Annotated in this window: 17 protein-coding genes; 7 read left to right on the top strand and 10 right to left on the bottom strand. The window is 62.6% G+C overall.

From position 1 onward, the window contains the following. Positions 1 to 6: 6 nt before the first annotated feature. The 3 genes from HWV67_RS11805 to ada all read left to right on the top strand — a co-directional run bounded on the left by HWV67_RS11805 (position 7) and on the right by ada (position 3,232). On the top strand, positions 7 to 1,371 hold the full coding sequence (locus HWV67_RS11805) for an aminotransferase-like domain-containing protein (protein WP_175651352.1): 1,365 nt from the start codon (positions 7 to 9) through the stop codon (positions 1,369 to 1,371). A gap of 53 nt (positions 1,372 to 1,424) precedes the next feature. Beyond that, positions 1,425 to 2,051 carry a DNA-3-methyladenine glycosylase family protein gene (locus HWV67_RS11800; RefSeq protein WP_175651351.1) on the top strand — a complete coding sequence of 209 codons (627 nt, stop codon included), beginning with the start codon at positions 1,425 to 1,427 and terminating at the stop codon, positions 2,049 to 2,051. Positions 2,052 to 2,167: 116 nt separating this feature from the next. Next, positions 2,168 to 3,232 (top strand): bifunctional DNA-binding transcriptional regulator/O6-methylguanine-DNA methyltransferase Ada, encoded by a 1,065-nt coding sequence (ada, locus tag HWV67_RS11795; RefSeq protein ID WP_175651350.1) that lies wholly within the window; start codon positions 2,168 to 2,170, stop codon positions 3,230 to 3,232. A 102-nt stretch (positions 3,233 to 3,334) separates the two neighbouring features. Here ada and HWV67_RS11790 read toward each other — a convergent pair whose 3' ends face one another. Then, complete coding sequence (locus HWV67_RS11790; RefSeq protein ID WP_175651349.1) at positions 3,335 to 3,580, bottom strand: DUF2790 domain-containing protein; 246 nt, start codon at positions 3,578 to 3,580, stop codon at positions 3,335 to 3,337. A 277-nt stretch (positions 3,581 to 3,857) separates the two neighbouring features. Between HWV67_RS11790 and HWV67_RS11785 the strand changes: the two genes are divergently transcribed. Then, positions 3,858 to 4,319, top strand: a complete 462-nt coding sequence (locus HWV67_RS11785; protein ID WP_256680095.1) for a GNAT family N-acetyltransferase — start codon at positions 3,858 to 3,860, stop codon at positions 4,317 to 4,319. Here the strand turns inward: HWV67_RS11785 and def are convergent. From def to HWV67_RS11765, 4 genes are all read right to left on the bottom strand, one after another. Continuing rightward, positions 4,271 to 4,810: a peptide deformylase gene (def, locus tag HWV67_RS11780; protein WP_095153893.1), complete on the bottom strand. Its 540-nt coding sequence runs from the start codon at positions 4,808 to 4,810 to the stop codon at positions 4,271 to 4,273. The two genes, HWV67_RS11785 and def, sit on opposite strands and share 49 nt — an antisense overlap. Then, a complete protein-coding gene (locus tag HWV67_RS11775; RefSeq protein ID WP_175651348.1) occupies positions 4,800 to 5,774 on the bottom strand; it encodes a YihY/virulence factor BrkB family protein in 975 nt (324 codons plus the stop codon). The genes def and HWV67_RS11775 overlap by 11 nt, the downstream gene beginning before the upstream one ends. Before the next feature lie 156 nt (positions 5,775 to 5,930). Continuing rightward, positions 5,931 to 6,110, bottom strand: coding sequence for a CsbD family protein (locus tag HWV67_RS11770; RefSeq protein ID WP_095153895.1), 180 nt, complete (start codon positions 6,108 to 6,110; stop codon positions 5,931 to 5,933). 90 nt (positions 6,111 to 6,200) lie between these two features. Then, positions 6,201 to 6,626 (bottom strand): hypothetical protein, encoded by a 426-nt coding sequence (locus HWV67_RS11765; protein WP_175651347.1) that lies wholly within the window; start codon positions 6,624 to 6,626, stop codon positions 6,201 to 6,203. 206 nt (positions 6,627 to 6,832) lie between these two features. On the opposite strand from HWV67_RS11765, the gene HWV67_RS11760 reads away from it, so the two are divergent. After that, the gene (locus tag HWV67_RS11760) at positions 6,833 to 7,210 is read left to right on the top strand and encodes a hypothetical protein (protein WP_095153897.1); all 378 of its coding nucleotides are present in this window, start codon (positions 6,833 to 6,835) and stop codon (positions 7,208 to 7,210) included. On the opposite strand, the gene HWV67_RS11755 is transcribed toward HWV67_RS11760, so the two are convergent. After that, a complete protein-coding gene (locus HWV67_RS11755; RefSeq protein ID WP_175651346.1) occupies positions 7,211 to 8,047 on the bottom strand; it encodes a CvfB family protein in 837 nt (278 codons plus the stop codon). It abuts the gene before it with no gap. 155 nt (positions 8,048 to 8,202) lie between these two features. On the opposite strand from HWV67_RS11755, the gene HWV67_RS11750 reads away from it, so the two are divergent. Then, the gene (locus tag HWV67_RS11750; RefSeq protein ID WP_175651345.1) at positions 8,203 to 9,069 is read left to right on the top strand and encodes a DUF6279 family lipoprotein; all 867 of its coding nucleotides are present in this window, start codon (positions 8,203 to 8,205) and stop codon (positions 9,067 to 9,069) included. 9 nt (positions 9,070 to 9,078) lie between these two features. Here the strand turns inward: HWV67_RS11750 and aceK are convergent, their stop codons facing one another. Continuing rightward, positions 9,079 to 10,809: a bifunctional isocitrate dehydrogenase kinase/phosphatase gene (aceK, locus tag HWV67_RS11745; RefSeq protein ID WP_175651344.1), complete on the bottom strand. Its 1,731-nt coding sequence runs from the start codon at positions 10,807 to 10,809 to the stop codon at positions 9,079 to 9,081. A 229-nt stretch (positions 10,810 to 11,038) separates the two neighbouring features. Between aceK and HWV67_RS11740 the strand changes: the two genes are divergently transcribed. Next, positions 11,039 to 11,947 (top strand): DMT family transporter, encoded by a 909-nt coding sequence (locus tag HWV67_RS11740; protein ID WP_175651343.1) that lies wholly within the window; start codon positions 11,039 to 11,041, stop codon positions 11,945 to 11,947. On the opposite strand, the gene HWV67_RS11735 is transcribed toward HWV67_RS11740, so the two are convergent. The 3 genes from HWV67_RS11735 to HWV67_RS11730 all read right to left on the bottom strand — a co-directional run bounded on the left by HWV67_RS11735 (position 11,904) and on the right by HWV67_RS11730 (position 14,024). Further along, on the bottom strand, positions 11,904 to 12,773 hold the full coding sequence (locus tag HWV67_RS11735; RefSeq protein ID WP_175651342.1) for a DMT family transporter: 870 nt from the start codon (positions 12,771 to 12,773) through the stop codon (positions 11,904 to 11,906). The two genes, HWV67_RS11740 and HWV67_RS11735, sit on opposite strands and share 44 nt — an antisense overlap. Before the next feature lie 82 nt (positions 12,774 to 12,855). Beyond that, on the bottom strand, positions 12,856 to 12,981 hold the full coding sequence (locus HWV67_RS31670; protein WP_256680093.1) for a hypothetical protein: 126 nt from the start codon (positions 12,979 to 12,981) through the stop codon (positions 12,856 to 12,858). Between the two features lie 107 nt (positions 12,982 to 13,088). Beyond that, positions 13,089 to 14,024 (bottom strand): aspartyl/asparaginyl beta-hydroxylase domain-containing protein, encoded by a 936-nt coding sequence (locus HWV67_RS11730; RefSeq protein ID WP_110968524.1) that lies wholly within the window; start codon positions 14,022 to 14,024, stop codon positions 13,089 to 13,091. Positions 14,025 to 14,161 lie beyond the last annotated feature (137 nt).

The following is a 14,161-nucleotide window of genomic DNA, read 5'->3' as shown; positions in this document are numbered from 1 at the left end:
TAAAACATGTGGATCCCCAGCCTTCCCGATGACGGACAACCCCGCTACCTGGCCCTGGTCGCCGCCATCGCCCGCGCCATCGAAAGCGGCGAGCTTCAGGTCGGCGCCCGCCTGCCGCCGCAGCGGCGCCTGGCCTGGGCGCTGGGCCTGAACCCGAGCACCACGCAACAGGCTTATCGCGAGGCGGCGGCCCGGCATCTGGTTTCCGGCGAGGTGGGTCGCGGCACCTACGTGCTCGCCGGCAGCAAGGAGGCCACGCTGTTTCGCCTCAAACAGCGGGACAACGGCAGTTCGCAGATCGACCTGTCGACCAACGTGCCCGTGGTCGATACCGACAGCGAGGATTTCGACCGGACCCTGCGCGAGTTGCTGCAGCAAACCCCAAGCCACACCCTTGAACACTACCTCGGCGCCGAACAGTTGCTGCTCGGTCGCGTGCACGGCGCCAGTTGGTTGTCGCAGCGCGGAGTGCACCTGACCGCCGCGCAGGTGCTGCTGTGCGGTGGCGCTCAGCAGGGGCTGTTCAGTGTGCTGTTGTCGTTCTGCCAGCCCGGCGAAGCGGTGATGGTCGAAGCGCTGACCGCTCCCGGGATCAAGGCCGCTTGCCGGCAATTGCGCTTGCCGCTGCACGGCGTCGCCATGGACCACGAAGGCATCCTCCCCGACGACCTCGACCGCGTCGCCCGGGCCAGCGGCGCCCGGGTGCTGGTGCTGACGCCGGCGCTGCACAACCCTACCGGCGCGTGCATGGGCGAACAACGTCGGCGCGATATCGCCGCGGTGGTGGAACGGCTGGACCTGCTGCTGGTGGAGGACGATGTCTATGGCGCCCTGGGCGACCAGCCGCCCTTGCTGCCGTTGTTGGGCCCGCGAGGGTTGCTGGTCAGCAGCCTGTCCAAGACCGTCTGCGCCGGTCTGCGCCTGGGCTGGATCGTCGGCGACGCGGCGTTGCTGGAGCGCATCGACCCGTATTCCCAGGCCACCCATTGGCCCATCGCCCCGCTGGTCCTGCAGATCGCCTGCCGCTGGATCGAGGACGGCACCGCCGCGCGCAAGCTCGCCTGGCAGCGCGAGGAGGTCAATCAACGCTGGCGCCTGGCGACCAGGCTGCTGGGCCCGGCGCTGGCGCTTCAGGCCACGCCGTCGCCACATGTCTGGGTCAGCGGCCCGCGTCCGGGCGAAGTGCTGGCCGCGGCCTGTCGGGCCAAAGGCGTCGAAGTCGTGCCCGCCCAGGTGTTCGCGGTCAAGCAGGGCCAGGTGCCGGCGATCCGCGTCAGCCTCACCGCCGCCCGCAGCCGGGCCGAGCTGAAACAGGCGCTGGAACGGGTGGCGCAGGTGCTGGACGAATTCGCCGCGCAGGATCCGGAGTGACAGCCGCGCCCGCCCTCCTACACTCAAGCCGCTGTTACGGAAACGGATCCCTCATGACGTCACTCGAAACCTTCTACACCCAGGCCGCCGCCCACCTCAGCCAGCAAGACCCGGCCTGGGCCGCGCATATCGCGGCGATCGGCCCGTGCCTGCACACCCCGCTGCCGACCCGCGATCCTTACCAGGCGCTGGTCCGCGCCATCGCCTACCAGCAACTGCATGCGCGCGCCGCCGAGGCGATCCTCGCGCGCTTTCTCGCGCTCTATCCGGACGCCGCATTTCCCACCCCCGCGCAACTGCTGGCGACCACGCCGGAGCAACTGCGCGCCTGTGGATTTTCCGGGCGCAAGATCAACACCGTGCAGGCCGTCGCCCAGGCTCGGCTGGACGGCTTGGTGCCGGATCACGACGAGGCCCGGCAACTGGCGCATGAAGTGCTGATCGAGCGCCTGACCCGGCTGCCCGGTGTCGGCCGCTGGACCGTGGAAATGCTGCTGATCTACACCCTGGAACAGATGGACATCCTGCCGGTCGATGACTTCGGCGTGCGCGAGGGCTACCGTCGCCTGCAGGGACTGGCCGCACAACCGACGCGCAAGCACCTGCAGGAACTAGGCACGGCCTGGAGCCCCTACCGCACAGTGGCGACGTGGTATCTGTGGCGGGTGCCGACAAAGTGAATTCGAAAGCAAGCAGCGGAGTTTTCCGTGGTCCGGGGATTTCTAGACTGTGATCCAGCGTCAGCAGCTGGCTTGCTGCCATTGATGGACAGGCCCCGGCTTTTCGGAGGAAGAACATGCGCCCTAAAACCCAACCCACGGTCAGCGAATCCGATCCACGCTGGCAAGCCCTGCTCGCCCGCGACCCGGTCGCCGACCCGTCGTTCGTCTACGGCGTGCGCACCACCGGCGTCTATTGCCGCGCGTCCAGCCCGGCGCGCCGGCCGCGCATCGAAAACGTCGAGTTCTTCGCCACTGCGGCCGAAGCCGAAGCCGCCGGCTACCGGCCAAGCCGACGCCGCGGCACCGACCAGAACGACCTGGCGCGGCAACACGCAGTCCAAGTCGCCCGGGCCTGCAAGCTGATCGAAGAAGCCGAGACCGAACCGAGCCTGGAGCAGTTGGCCGAGCAGGTGAACATGAGCCCGTACCATTTCCACCGGGTGTTCAAGCGCGCCACCGGCCTGACGCCCAAGGCCTACGCCACGGCGCACCGCGCGCACAAGCTGCGCCAGCACCTGCAGCGTGCCGACTCCATTACCGAGGCGCTCTACGACGCGGGCTTCAATTCCAACAGCCGCTTCTACGAATCCAGCAATGCCCGCCTCGGCATGACTCCGGCGACCTACCGCGATGGCGGCGCCAAGACCGATATCCACTTCGCCATCGCCCAGTGCTCGCTGGGGGCAATTCTCGTCGCACAAAGCGCCAAGGGCATCTGCGCCATCCTGCTGGGCGACGACCCACAGGCGCTACTGCAAGACCTGCAGGACAAATTCCCCAAAGCCCATTTCATCGGCGCCGATGCCGCGTTCGAACATTTGGTGGCGCGGGTGGTGGGTTTCGTCGAAGCGCCGGCGATCGGCCTCGACCTGCCGCTGGACCTGCGCGGCACAGCGTTCCAGGAGCGTGTCTGGCAGGCGTTGCGGGATATTCCGGTGGGCAGCACCGCCAGCTACGCCGAGATCGCCGAACGCATCGGCTCGCCCAAGGCGGTTCGCGCCGTGGCCAAGGCCTGTGCGGCCAACAGCATCGCGGTGGCGGTGCCCTGCCATCGAGTAGTGCGCAGCGACGGCAACCTGTCGGGTTATCGCTGGGGCGTGGCGCGCAAACAGCAGTTGCTTGAGCGGGAAAGAACCTGATTGGTTATCGAAGCCACACTAATAAACCGTCTACAAGTGCAAACTCAAGATAATAAAAAGCCCCCGTTCAAGCGGGGGCTTTGAATCAACCAAGTTTAACTTTCAACCCTGGCTGCAACCGTCACCCATGACCCGGTATTCGACGGTGTGGCGCTGGCCCTGATGATCTTCGTAAACCATGGTAGCCGGTACCACTTCACAGACATTGGGAATATTCGACAGGCTGATGACCTTGGCGATATCCAGCTTGGTGCCGTAGCTGTATTGCTCAACGGCGGGCTGTGCGGCCGTGTCGGCAAGTGCGAACGAAGAGACGGCAAGCAGTGCAGCTGCAATTAATGCTTTCATGAGAGTTGGGCCTTTAAAGCAATCGAGCGAACAGATTGACTTCATGTGCCGAGGTGGCGCGGAGAAGTTGTTATATCAATAAGCGGACATAACACGAAGTACCGATCCCGGTAGAAGTTGTTTACTGGGGATGCGCTCAGTTTACTGATCTGCTAACTTCGTTGAATCGCGAAGCCTGACATTCACTGTTACCGTTTTCGCAACAATAATCGCTAATCCTTACCTGTCGGCGACGCTTTGCGCCCAGCGCAAACGCCCGTGCCAGAGCCCTCGCCCCGTGCCAAACCCGAGCCCGATCCCGTGCAGTCTGCTGAGTCCCTCCGAGCGGCCGCTGCTGAATAAATTCTACAAACGCCATGCTTCGCCAATGCGCGCCAGCGAGAACAGCGTGGTTTGGGTCGCCCGGGCGGGGGAAATCATCGCCGCGCTGAACCTGACAGCGGTGCCGGGCGGTCAGTGGCTGACCGGCCTGCTGGTCGCGCCGGACTGGCGCAGGCAGCAGGTCGCCAGGCGCCTGATCGACGAAGCCAGCGAACAGGTCGAAGGCTTTATCTGGCTGTTCTGCCATCCGGATCTGCAGGGGTTCTACGAACGGCTTGGTTTCACCGTCGATGAAGCGCTGCCGGCGGTCCTCACCGAACGCCTGGCCCGCTACCGGCGCAGCAAGCCATTGCTGGCGATGGCGCGGGATCAGTCGTCGCTGGCCGGGTCCAGACCGGGGAACAGCACTTCGGTGTAACCAAAGCGGCTGAAGTCGTGGATGCGCGAGGGGTAGAGGCGACCGATCAGGTGATCGCACTCGTGTTGCACCACCCGGGCGTGAAAGCCTTCGGCGGTGCGGCGGATCGGCTGGCCATCGGGGTCGACGCCTTCGTAGTAGATGCCCTTGTAGCGGCTGACCACGCCGCGCAGACCCGGCACCGACAAACAACCTTCCCAGCCCTCTTCCAGTTCGCTGCCCATCGGCGTGATGACCGGATTGAGCAGGATGGTCTGCGGCACCGGCTCGGCATCCGGGTAACGCTCGCTGCGCTCGAAGCCGAAGATCACCAGTTGCAGGTCGACACCGATCTGCGGCGCGGCCAGGCCGACACCGCCGACATGGCGCATGGTTTCGAACATGTCGTCGATCAGTTGCGTCAGTTCGGCGCTGCCGAACATATGCTCCGGGACCGGCGGGGCGATGCGCAGCAAGCGCTCATCGCCCATCTTGAGAATGTCATGAATCATGGGGGGCTCGGTTGACAGGTTCTGCCTCGGGAGCCAGGGAATGATCGCGCCCCAGCCCGGAAACATGCTTTTTATCATGCTCGGCAGCGTTTTCACCGGGTTCTTTTTCCCCCGGGTCCTTGCCCTCGGCGGACATGTGCTCGATCACCGCGTTCATCTCCGCGCCCAGCAACAACACCGCCGCAGAAATGTAGAAATACAGCAGCAGCACGATGATCGCGCCGATGCTGCCGTACATGGCGTTGTAGTCAGCAAAGGTCTTCACGTAATAACCGAAGCCCAGCGACGCGATGATCCACACCACCACCGCCAGCACCGAGCCGGGGGTGATGAATCGGAATTCCTGCTTCACATCGGGCATCACGTAGTAGATCAACGCCACCGCCACCATCATCAGAATCACGATGGCCGGCCAGCGCAGCACCGTCCACACCGTGACGATGATTTCTTCCATTCCGATTTGCGAAGCCACCCAGCTCATGACCTGAGGCCCCAGCACCATCAGCGCCGCGGCCGCCAGGAGCATGCCGGCAATACCGATGGTGTAGAAAATCGACAGTGGAATGCGCTTCCACACCGGACGGCCTTCGGCCACATCGTAGGCGGCGTTCATCGCGCTCATCATCAGGCGCACGCCGGCCGAGGCGGTCCACAGGGCGATGACGATACCCACCGAAAGCAAGCCGCCCTTGGATTGCTGCAACTGGTCGATCACCGGGTTGACCTGCTCCAGCGCCTGCGGCGGCAACACCAACTCCGACTGCAGGCGCAGCCAGGAGAAGAAGTCCGGCAGGTGCAGGAAACCGATCAGGGCGATGAGAAACAGCAGGAAGGGGAACAACGAAAACAGCATCTGGTAAGCGAGTGCCGAGGCGTAGGTGGACATCTCGTCATCGAGAAACTCGCTGACCGTACGCACCAGCACGCGGTGTAGTGGCATCCCGCGCAAGTGGGGAAGAATCATGGCGTCTCCTTTCGCTGCCCGAAGCACTGGTTCCCGGGTCGAAATTGGGAAAAGTTACAAAACAGTCTAATAGACCCCACGCAGATGGTCGCGATTCAATCCTGCGGACAAAAAAACGGCCACCCGAAGATGGCCGCTTTCCGACAGCTACAGCAATCAAGGCTTCTTCACGGCATCCTTGACCTTGCCGACCGCTTGCTGGGCTTCGCCCTTGAGTTCCTGGGCCTTGCCTTCCGCGCGCAGACGATCATTGTCGGTAGCCTTGCCGACGCCTTGCTTGATGTTGCCGACCGCTTCGTTGGCCACGCCTTTGACTTTATCTTTGGTGCCACTCATGGGATTTCTCCTGGAAGGGAACGTCAGAATTGACATGTTGGTTGAGTAGCGAGCGAAGCGCGGAGTTTCATTTATTTTTCGTCCGAAGGCTCACTGGGTCTCGGAATAGCACATGGTGCGCAGATCCGAGTTGCTGATGGTCCCGCAACTGCCATTGCCGGTCTTGGCGTAGCAGTAGGTGCGCTGGTCGCTGTCGGTGATCGTGCCGCAACTGCCGTTACCGGTCTCGGCGTAGCACTGGGTGCGCAAATTGGAGTTGCTGATGGTTCCGCAGCTGCCGTTCCCGGTCTTGGCATAGCAGTAGGTGCGCTGGTCGCTATCACTGATCGTGCCGCAGCTGCCGTTTCCAGTCTCGGCATAGCATTGCGTACGCAGATCGGAGTTGCTGATGGTTCCGCAACTGCCACTGCCCGTCTTGGCATAGCAGTAGGTTCGCTGATCGGAGTCGCTGATCGTTCCACAACTGGCATTGGCATACCCGCTGAACATCAACAGCAAAGCGATGAGTACCCGCATTTCTTTTCTTCCATGGCGATACCAGGGACCAGCCTGGCACTAAATAAGGCGACTTCAATTGTCGACGCTGGTTTTGCGCAATCAAATTGACATCATTTCTGGAAAAAGTTCAGAGAGGACGTTGAGAACCAAAGCGGTCGCTTTATGTTTCACAGCATTGCCAGCACAATATCCGACCTTTCAAGCGTCACCCGTAGGAAACCTGCATGAAACTCGATAAACCCACCGCCATCGCCCGGCGCAACCAGGCGCTGGAAAAACCCATGCTGAACAGCGACAACACGCTATTCGCGGTGCTCGACAGCAAGCGCAACCTGTGGTGGTTCGATGTCCCGGTGGCCTGGCTGCGCAAGAACAGTGAGTTCGTCAATCTGCTCCTGCACACCCCCGAGACTGACAATCTGCAGCACCTGAAAGTGCCGGTGCGCGACCTGCGCACGCACCAGGAGAAGATGGAAGTGCGTAACGCCGGCAAACGCCGCGCGACCATCAGCCTTGCGCTGTCGGCCGACCGTGACTCGCTGTTGCGTGACTTGCGGCCCGGTGGCGACAACCTGGACTTCTCCGGTTATCGCCAACGCTGATCAGGCCAGCTCGATGCGGTTGTCGTGGATCACGATCTGACCGCTCTTGTACAAGGCGCCGATGGCCTTTTTGAAGTTGCCCTTGCTGACCCCGAACATATCGCTGATCACTTGCGGATCGCTCTTGTCGTTGAGCGGCAGCACGCCGTCGGAAGCCTTGAGCTTCGCCAGGATCTGCTCGTGCAGGCCAAGGGCGGCGTCCTGGCCGATAGGCTGCAGGCTCAGGGCAATCTTGCCGTCCGCACGCAGTTCCTTGATGTAGCCCTTCTCTTGCTTGCCGGAACGCAGGAACTTGAACACTTCGTTCTTGTGAATCAGGCCCCAGTGCTTGTTGTTGATGATGGCCTTGAAGCCCATCGGGCTCTCTTCCACCACCAGCAGGTCAACCTGCTGGCCGACCCGGTAGTTGGCCAGCGTCTGGTCCAGGTAGCGGTCCAGCTTGGCGGTGGCCGTGATGCGGCGGGTGCGGCGGTCGAGGTAGACGTGCACCACGCAGTACTCACCGGCGCGCATCTGGCGCTTTTCTTCGGAGTACGGCATCAGCAGGTCCTTGGGCAGGCCCCAATCGAGGAAGATGCCGATGCTGTTGATTTCGATGACCTTGAGGCTGGCGAACTCGCCCACCTGGACCTTGGCCTTCTCGGTGGTGGCGATCAGCTTGTCTTCGCTGTCCAGATAGACAAAGACGTTCAGCCAGTCCTCGACCTCACTGGGCGTGTCCTTGGGGATATAGCGGTTGGGCAGAAGAATCTCGCCATCCGCGCCGCCATCCAGGTACAGACCGAAGTCTGTGTGCTTGACCACCTGCAAGGTGTTGTAACGCCCAACTAAAGCCATGTCCGAAAATCCTCGTTGCGAGCCGCGCATTCTACACCCGAACCATGGGAATCGCCCGACAGATCAGCGCTTTCATTGCTGAAGGAGATCAGGTTGAACCGGTATGGGAAGACCTGTTCTATACCCAGTAAGGATGCCAACCGAAGGGACTCGCCATGTCCGCTCGTCTACTGCGCTGCCTGCGCCCCGCTGCCTTGATCGTCGCCAGCCTGTTTCTGCTGTCGTGCACCCGGCTGGATCTCGCCTACCGCAACCTCGATGTGCTGGTGCCCTGGTCCCTAAGCGATTACCTGGACATGAACCGTCAGCAGAAAAGCTGGCTCAACGAGCGCCTCAAGCAGCAATTGGCCTGGCACTGCAAAACCCAGCTGCCCGGTTATCTGGACTGGATGGACCGCATTCGCAGCATGGTCGCCGACGATCAGGTCACCGATCAGGGCTTGCAGGCGCGTACCCAAGAGGCGCGTCAGGCCGTCGCCCGGGTCGCCGAGCAGATCACCCCGTCGGCGGCGCAATTGCTCAAGGGCATGGATGACGAGCAGGTGCGGGAAATGCGCCAGAGCTTCGCGGAAGATATTCGCGAGCGGCAGGCAAAATACGTGAAAACGCCGCTATCGAAGCAGATCGCGCAGCGTGGCGAGCGGATGGAGAAACGTCTGTCGCCCTGGTTTGGTGGCCTCAATCCGCAGCAACAGGAACGGGTCGCCGCCTGGTCGGCGAGCCTGGGCGAGCAGAACCGCGCCTGGATCGCCAACCGTGCTCACTGGCAGAACGAATTCAGCAACCTGATGGACCAGCGCCAGAGCGACAACTTCGAGCCGCGCCTGGGTGATCTGCTGAAAAACCGCGAACAATTCTGGACCCCGGAATACCGCGTCGCCTTCCAGAACACCGAAGAGCAACTGCGCAGCCTGCTGGTGGACCTGATGGCGCAGAGCAGCGCTCAACAGCGCCAGCACTTGGACAGCCGGCTGGCCCAGGTGCGGCGCGACTTCAGTGAGCTGAAGTGTCTGAAAAGTTGAAGCGGTCCGTCAGGCGATCACTTCTTCGCGGCCTTTGCGCCGGTACGGGAAGACATCGATAACCTTCCCGGCGCTGATCGCGTCCTGCAGCCCTTTCCAGTACTCGGCATCGTACAGCTCGCCATGCAACTGGCTGAACAGACGGCGCTGACCCATATCGGCGAAGAGAAACGGCGGGAACTCCTCGGGGAACACGTCATGCGGGCCAATGGAATACCAGGGCTCGCTGGACATCTCGTCCTCGGGGAAGCGCGGCGCCGGGATGCGGCGGAAATTGGCCTCGGTGAGCAGGGTGATTTCGTCATAGTCGTAGAACACCACCCGGCCGTGACGGGTGACGCCGAAGTTCTTCAGCAGCATGTCGCCGGGAAAGATGTTCGCCGCCGCCAGTTGCTTGATCGCCAGACCGTAATCGTCCAGTGCTTCGCGGACCTGGGCGTCGGTGGCGTTTTCCAGATACAGGTTCAGCGGTGTCATGCGCCGCTCGGTCCAGCAGTGACGCACCAGCACCGTGTCGCCTTCCAGGGTCACGGTCGAGGGTGCCACTTCCAGCAGCTCGGCCAGGCACTCCGGGTCAAACTTGCTCACCGGAAAGCGAAAATCGGCGAACTCCTGGGTATCGGCCATGCGCCCCACGCGGTCGACGCTCTTCACCATGCGGTACTTTTCGATCACCGTGGCGCGGTCGACGCTTTTCGACGGCGAGAAGCGGTCCTTGATGATCTTGAACACGGTGTTGAAGCCCGTCAGGGTGAACACGCTCATCACCATGCCGCGCACGCCGGGCGCCATGATGAAGCGGTCGTCAGTGCTGGCCAGGTGGTTGATCAGCGCCCGGTAGAACTCCGATTTGCCGTGCTTGTAGAACCCGATCGAGGTGTACAACTCGGCGATGTGCTTGCCCGGCAGGATGCGCTTGAGGAAGCCGACGAATTCCGCCGGCACCGGTACATCCACCATGAAATACGAGCGGGTGAAGGAGAAGATGATCGACACATCGGCTTCGTCGGTGATCAGCGCGTCGATCTCGATGCCATGGCCTTCGCGGTGCAGCAGCGGGATCACCAGCGGCCATTGCTCGTCCTGGGTGAAAATCCGCCCTACCAGGTATGCGCCTTTGTTGCGGTAGAGCACCGGCGAGAATAGCTCGATCTGTAACTGCGGGTCCTTGCACACCCAGTCCGGCAGGTTGTCGCGCAATTGCGCTTCCAGACGGGCCAGGTCGCCCGGCAGGTCGGCGTAGGGCACATCGAAGCGGTAGTCGTTGAAAATCTGCCCGAGCAGCCCCGCCAGTTGCCCGTCCGGGCGATAGACGCGGGTCTGCGCTGCACGCTCATGAGCACGCAGCGACGGCCGGGTGGTGTGGATGAACATGCAGCCGTCGCTGATCAGGTCGTGGCTGAACAGGCTGCAGAAGATCGAGTTGTACCAGGTCTCCGACAGTTCATCGTCGAGGCGCGGGTCGATCAGGTTGATGTAGGCGCTCTTCACCAGCGGCCAGAACGAGACATCCAGCAGCACCTCGGCGTCAAAGCCCTCGTGCAGGCGGGTGCTGACCTCGGCGACCTTTTCCTCGTAGAGATTGATCCGCGCCGCAGCGGCGCTCTGGATCTGTTGCCAGAGGGCTTTTTCGAAACGCTCGCGGGCACCGACAGTGATCTGGCGGAAGTGCTCGCGGTAGTTGTCGAAACCTTCGAGGATCATCCGGGCGATATCGGCGGCCGGCCATTGCTGGGGCATATCTGGACCTCTGGCACAAAGGACGAAAGCCTGAGAGTAACCGCGGCGCAGGCCGCTGCACAGGGGCGGATCGGCCAAATCGGAACCACTCTGCCAGCATCGCGAAGAGGCGTTTTTGCGCACTGGCCGACATTAACCGGCATGAACGGATTCAGCCCGCAAGAAAGCGGACGAGATCGCCCCGGCTTATGCCTTACACTCCTTCCCCCGTTTCTGCCCGGAGAGTCCCGTGAGCCCCATCGCTTTGTCCCGTTTGCTGATCCTCGCCGCCGTCTGGGGCGCCAGCTTTCTGTTCATGCGCATCATCGCCCCGGTGTTGGGCACCGTGCCGACAGCGTTTTTCCGGGTGTCGATCGCCTGCGCCGGGTTGCTGCTGATCCTCGCGCTGTTGCGGGTGCGCTGGGACTTCCAGGGCAAGTTCAAAGTCGCGCTGCTGCTGGGCATGATCAACTCGGGGATCCCCGCGACGCTGTATGCGGTGGCCGCGCAGGTGCTGCCCGCCGGCTACTCGGCAATCTTCAACGCCACCACGCCGCTGATGGGCGTGCTGATCGGCGCGCTGTTCTTCCATGAAGCCATGACCCTGCCCAAGTTGCTGGGGATCTTCCTCGGTCTGCTGGGGGTTGGCATTCTCAGTGGTGCCGGGCCGGTGGCCTTCGACCTGAAGCTGATGCAGGGTGCCCTCGCCTGCCTTGGCGCCACCACCTGCTATGGCCTGTCGGGCTTTCTCGCCCGGCGCTGGCTGGACCAGCGCGGCGGCCTCGACAGCCGTTTGTCCGCGCTGGGCAGCATGATGGGTGCAACCTTGCTGCTGACCCCGCTATTCGCCTGGAGCGTCGCCACCCAGCCACCCGCAAGCTGGGGCGGATGGCCGGTGTGGCTGTCACTGCTGGGCCTGGGCCTGGTGTGCACCGCCTTCGCCTACATCCTGTACTTCCGCCTGATCAGCGAAATCGGCCCGGTGAAATCCTCCACCGTGACCTTCCTGATCCCGGCATTCGGCGTGCTCGGGGGTGCCTGGCTGCTGGACGAGCCGATCTCCACGGCGCACCTCTACGGTGGCCTGCTGATCGGCCTGGCCTTGTGGCTGGTGCTCAAGCCCGCGCCGGCTGGCGGAACACGAACAGCAGGCCGATAACGATCAGCCCCATGCCCAGCAGGCTCAACGCGGCGAGACGGTTACCGAAGATCAGGTAATCCATCACCGCGGTGACCGCCGGCACCAGGTAGAACAGGCTGGTTACATTGACCAGATTGCCCCGGGCAATCAGCCGGTACAGCAACAGGGTCGCCAGCACCGAGACCACCAGGCCCATCCACAGCAACGAGCCCCAGAGTTGCGCGCCCGGCTGCACCGCCAGCGGCTGGAACGGTGCGAACAACCCGCACAGCAACAGGCCGGAGAGGTATTGCAACGGCAGCGTGCCGAGCGGGTCGCGGGTGATGCGCTTCTGCATGATCGAACCGACGGTCATGCTCGCCAGCGCCAGCAATGCGAAGCCCATGCCGGCCAGGGAAATCCCGCCCAGGCCGAGCCCTTGCCAGACCACCAGCACCAGCCCGCCCAGGCCCAGACACAACCCGAACAGCCGGCTGAACGAGCGTTGCCGCTCCATCAGCGCGACGGTGAGGATCGGTTGCACGCCCATGACCGTGGCCATGACACCGGGCGTGACCTTCAGGTCCAGCGCCAGCAAGTAGAAGATCTGGTAGGCGCCCAGCAGCACGCCGCCAGTTGCCAGCGCCTGCCAGATAGCGCTGCGTTCACGGGGCCAACGTAGCCGCAGCAGCGGCCCGAGCAACAACAGGCCACCCAGGGCGATAAGGAAACGGATCAGCAGAAAAGCGAACGGCGTCGCCTGGGCCAGTCCCAGCTTGGAGACGATCGCGCCACTGCTCCAGAGCAGGACGAACAGGCTGGTGGTAGCCGCCGAGGCCACGGATGCTTTGGTAAGAACAGACATGAATTTGCCACCTGTATTCGGGCAAGTAAGCCGAACGGCCGGAGGGGCCGCACTCAGAAGATCGGGATGGGATATGGGCCGATCAGGCCACTACCACCACAACGACGCTGCTGACAGGTGAAGGAGGGCTGATGACCGCCGGCGCACGCACAACCACGACCGCGTCGGGCGCGGTAGCGAATACGGTGGTGAGTGGGGTGGCGGACATGAAGAGGTCTTCGGATGAGATGAAGTGCTGAGGACTATAACCGTGGCCATTTAATGGCGCAAGACACTCTCGCTGGCAAGCGGTGCGCCGCTTGCCAGCGATTGAAATCAGAACAACCAGCGATACAGCAGATACGCCACAACCACCGCCAGCACCGGCCGCATCACGCGGTAGGCCTTGGGATTGGCGCGCTTGAAGGTTTTCACCCGGGCGCTGATGACATTGCTGAACTTCTTGCTCCAGGCATACGCCTGGTTGATCCCGCCGACGCGCTCGTCATCGGTGTTCTGCGGCGCGGTGGCGCGGCCGAGGAACGCACTGACCTTGCGGTTGATACGGGTCATCAACGGGCTGCTCAGCGGACGCTCGACGTCGCAGAACAGGATCACCCGGGTGGTTTCGGTTTCGTTCTTCACCCAGTGCACGTAGGTTTCGTCGAACATCACGTCTTCACCGTCGCGCCAGGCGTAGGGCTGACCGTCGACGTAGATCCGGCAGTTGTCGGAGTTGGGGGTGGACAGCCCCAGGTGATAGCGCAGGGAACCGGCGAACGGGTCGCGGTGCGGGTTCAGGTGGCTGCCGCCGGGCAGCAGGGCGAACATCGCGCCTTTCACGTTGGGGATGCTGTTGACCAGCTCGACGGTCTTCGGGCACAGCAGCTCGGCCGAAGGTAGGGCCTTGTCGTACCACTTCAGGTAGAAACGCTTCCAGCCCTTCTTGAAGAACGAGCCGAAGCCGGCGTCGTTGTCCTTCTCGGCGGCACGGATGTAACCCTCATCGAACAGGTGCATGGCCTCTTCGCGGATGGTTTCCCAGTTGTTCTTCAGCACATCCAGCTCGGGGAAGCGCTCACGGTCCAGGTACGGCTTGGACGGCACGCCGGAGAACATGTACATCAGCGAGTTGTAGGGCGCGAACAAGGCCGAATGGTTGACGAACTGGCGCAGTACGGGAAGGCGTGCCTTACCGCGCAAGTGCACGTACAGCACGCTGCCGAAGAACAACAGCAGAACGCCAGCCTTGGCGACGAAGGAAAAGGTCATGCATCACTCCTGGAATTTTCGTTCAGGCTCGGCGCCGGAAATCATCCATGATAAACCGAACAGGCCCCGGTAAAAACAACCGAGGCCTGATAGAGAGTTTTGAGGATTATGTAACAACGGCGGGATCGTGGATTTGC

This window comes from Pseudomonas sp. Marseille-P9899 (assembly GCF_903166565.1).
Classification (GTDB): domain Bacteria; phylum Pseudomonadota; class Gammaproteobacteria; order Pseudomonadales; family Pseudomonadaceae; genus Aquipseudomonas; species Aquipseudomonas huaxiensis.
The sequence above is the reverse complement of the archived record's forward strand: the minus strand, read 5'-3'. Positions and strand labels throughout refer to the sequence as shown.

Bases quoted from the DNA above. Each gene is read 5' to 3' on its own strand.
- HWV67_RS11805 (WP_175651352.1), top strand. From the start codon at position 7: ATGTGGATCCCCAGCCTTCCCGATGACGGACAACCCCGCTACCTGGCC.
- HWV67_RS11800 (WP_175651351.1), top strand. From the start codon at position 1,425: ATGACGTCACTCGAAACCTTCTACACCCAGGCCGCCGCCCACCTCAGC.
- ada (WP_175651350.1), top strand. From the start codon at position 2,168: ATGCGCCCTAAAACCCAACCCACGGTCAGCGAATCCGATCCACGCTGG.
- HWV67_RS11790 (WP_175651349.1), bottom strand. From the start codon at position 3,580: ATGAAAGCATTAATTGCAGCTGCACTGCTTGCCGTCTCTTCGTTCGCA.
- def (WP_095153893.1), bottom strand. From the start codon at position 4,810: ATGATTCATGACATTCTCAAGATGGGCGATGAGCGCTTGCTGCGCATC.
- HWV67_RS11775 (WP_175651348.1), bottom strand. From the start codon at position 5,774: ATGATTCTTCCCCACTTGCGCGGGATGCCACTACACCGCGTGCTGGTG.
- HWV67_RS11770 (WP_095153895.1), bottom strand. From the start codon at position 6,110: ATGAGTGGCACCAAAGATAAAGTCAAAGGCGTGGCCAACGAAGCGGTC.
- HWV67_RS11765 (WP_175651347.1), bottom strand. From the start codon at position 6,626: ATGCGGGTACTCATCGCTTTGCTGTTGATGTTCAGCGGGTATGCCAAT.
- HWV67_RS11760 (WP_095153897.1), top strand. From the start codon at position 6,833: ATGAAACTCGATAAACCCACCGCCATCGCCCGGCGCAACCAGGCGCTG.
- HWV67_RS11755 (WP_175651346.1), bottom strand. From the start codon at position 8,047: ATGGCTTTAGTTGGGCGTTACAACACCTTGCAGGTGGTCAAGCACACA.
- HWV67_RS11750 (WP_175651345.1), top strand. From the start codon at position 8,203: ATGTCCGCTCGTCTACTGCGCTGCCTGCGCCCCGCTGCCTTGATCGTC.
- aceK (WP_175651344.1), bottom strand. From the start codon at position 10,809: ATGCCCCAGCAATGGCCGGCCGCCGATATCGCCCGGATGATCCTCGAA.
- HWV67_RS11735 (WP_175651342.1), bottom strand. From the start codon at position 12,773: ATGTCTGTTCTTACCAAAGCATCCGTGGCCTCGGCGGCTACCACCAGC.
- HWV67_RS31670 (WP_256680093.1), bottom strand. From the start codon at position 12,981: ATGTCCGCCACCCCACTCACCACCGTATTCGCTACCGCGCCCGACGCG.
- HWV67_RS11730 (WP_110968524.1), bottom strand. From the start codon at position 14,024: ATGACCTTTTCCTTCGTCGCCAAGGCTGGCGTTCTGCTGTTGTTCTTC.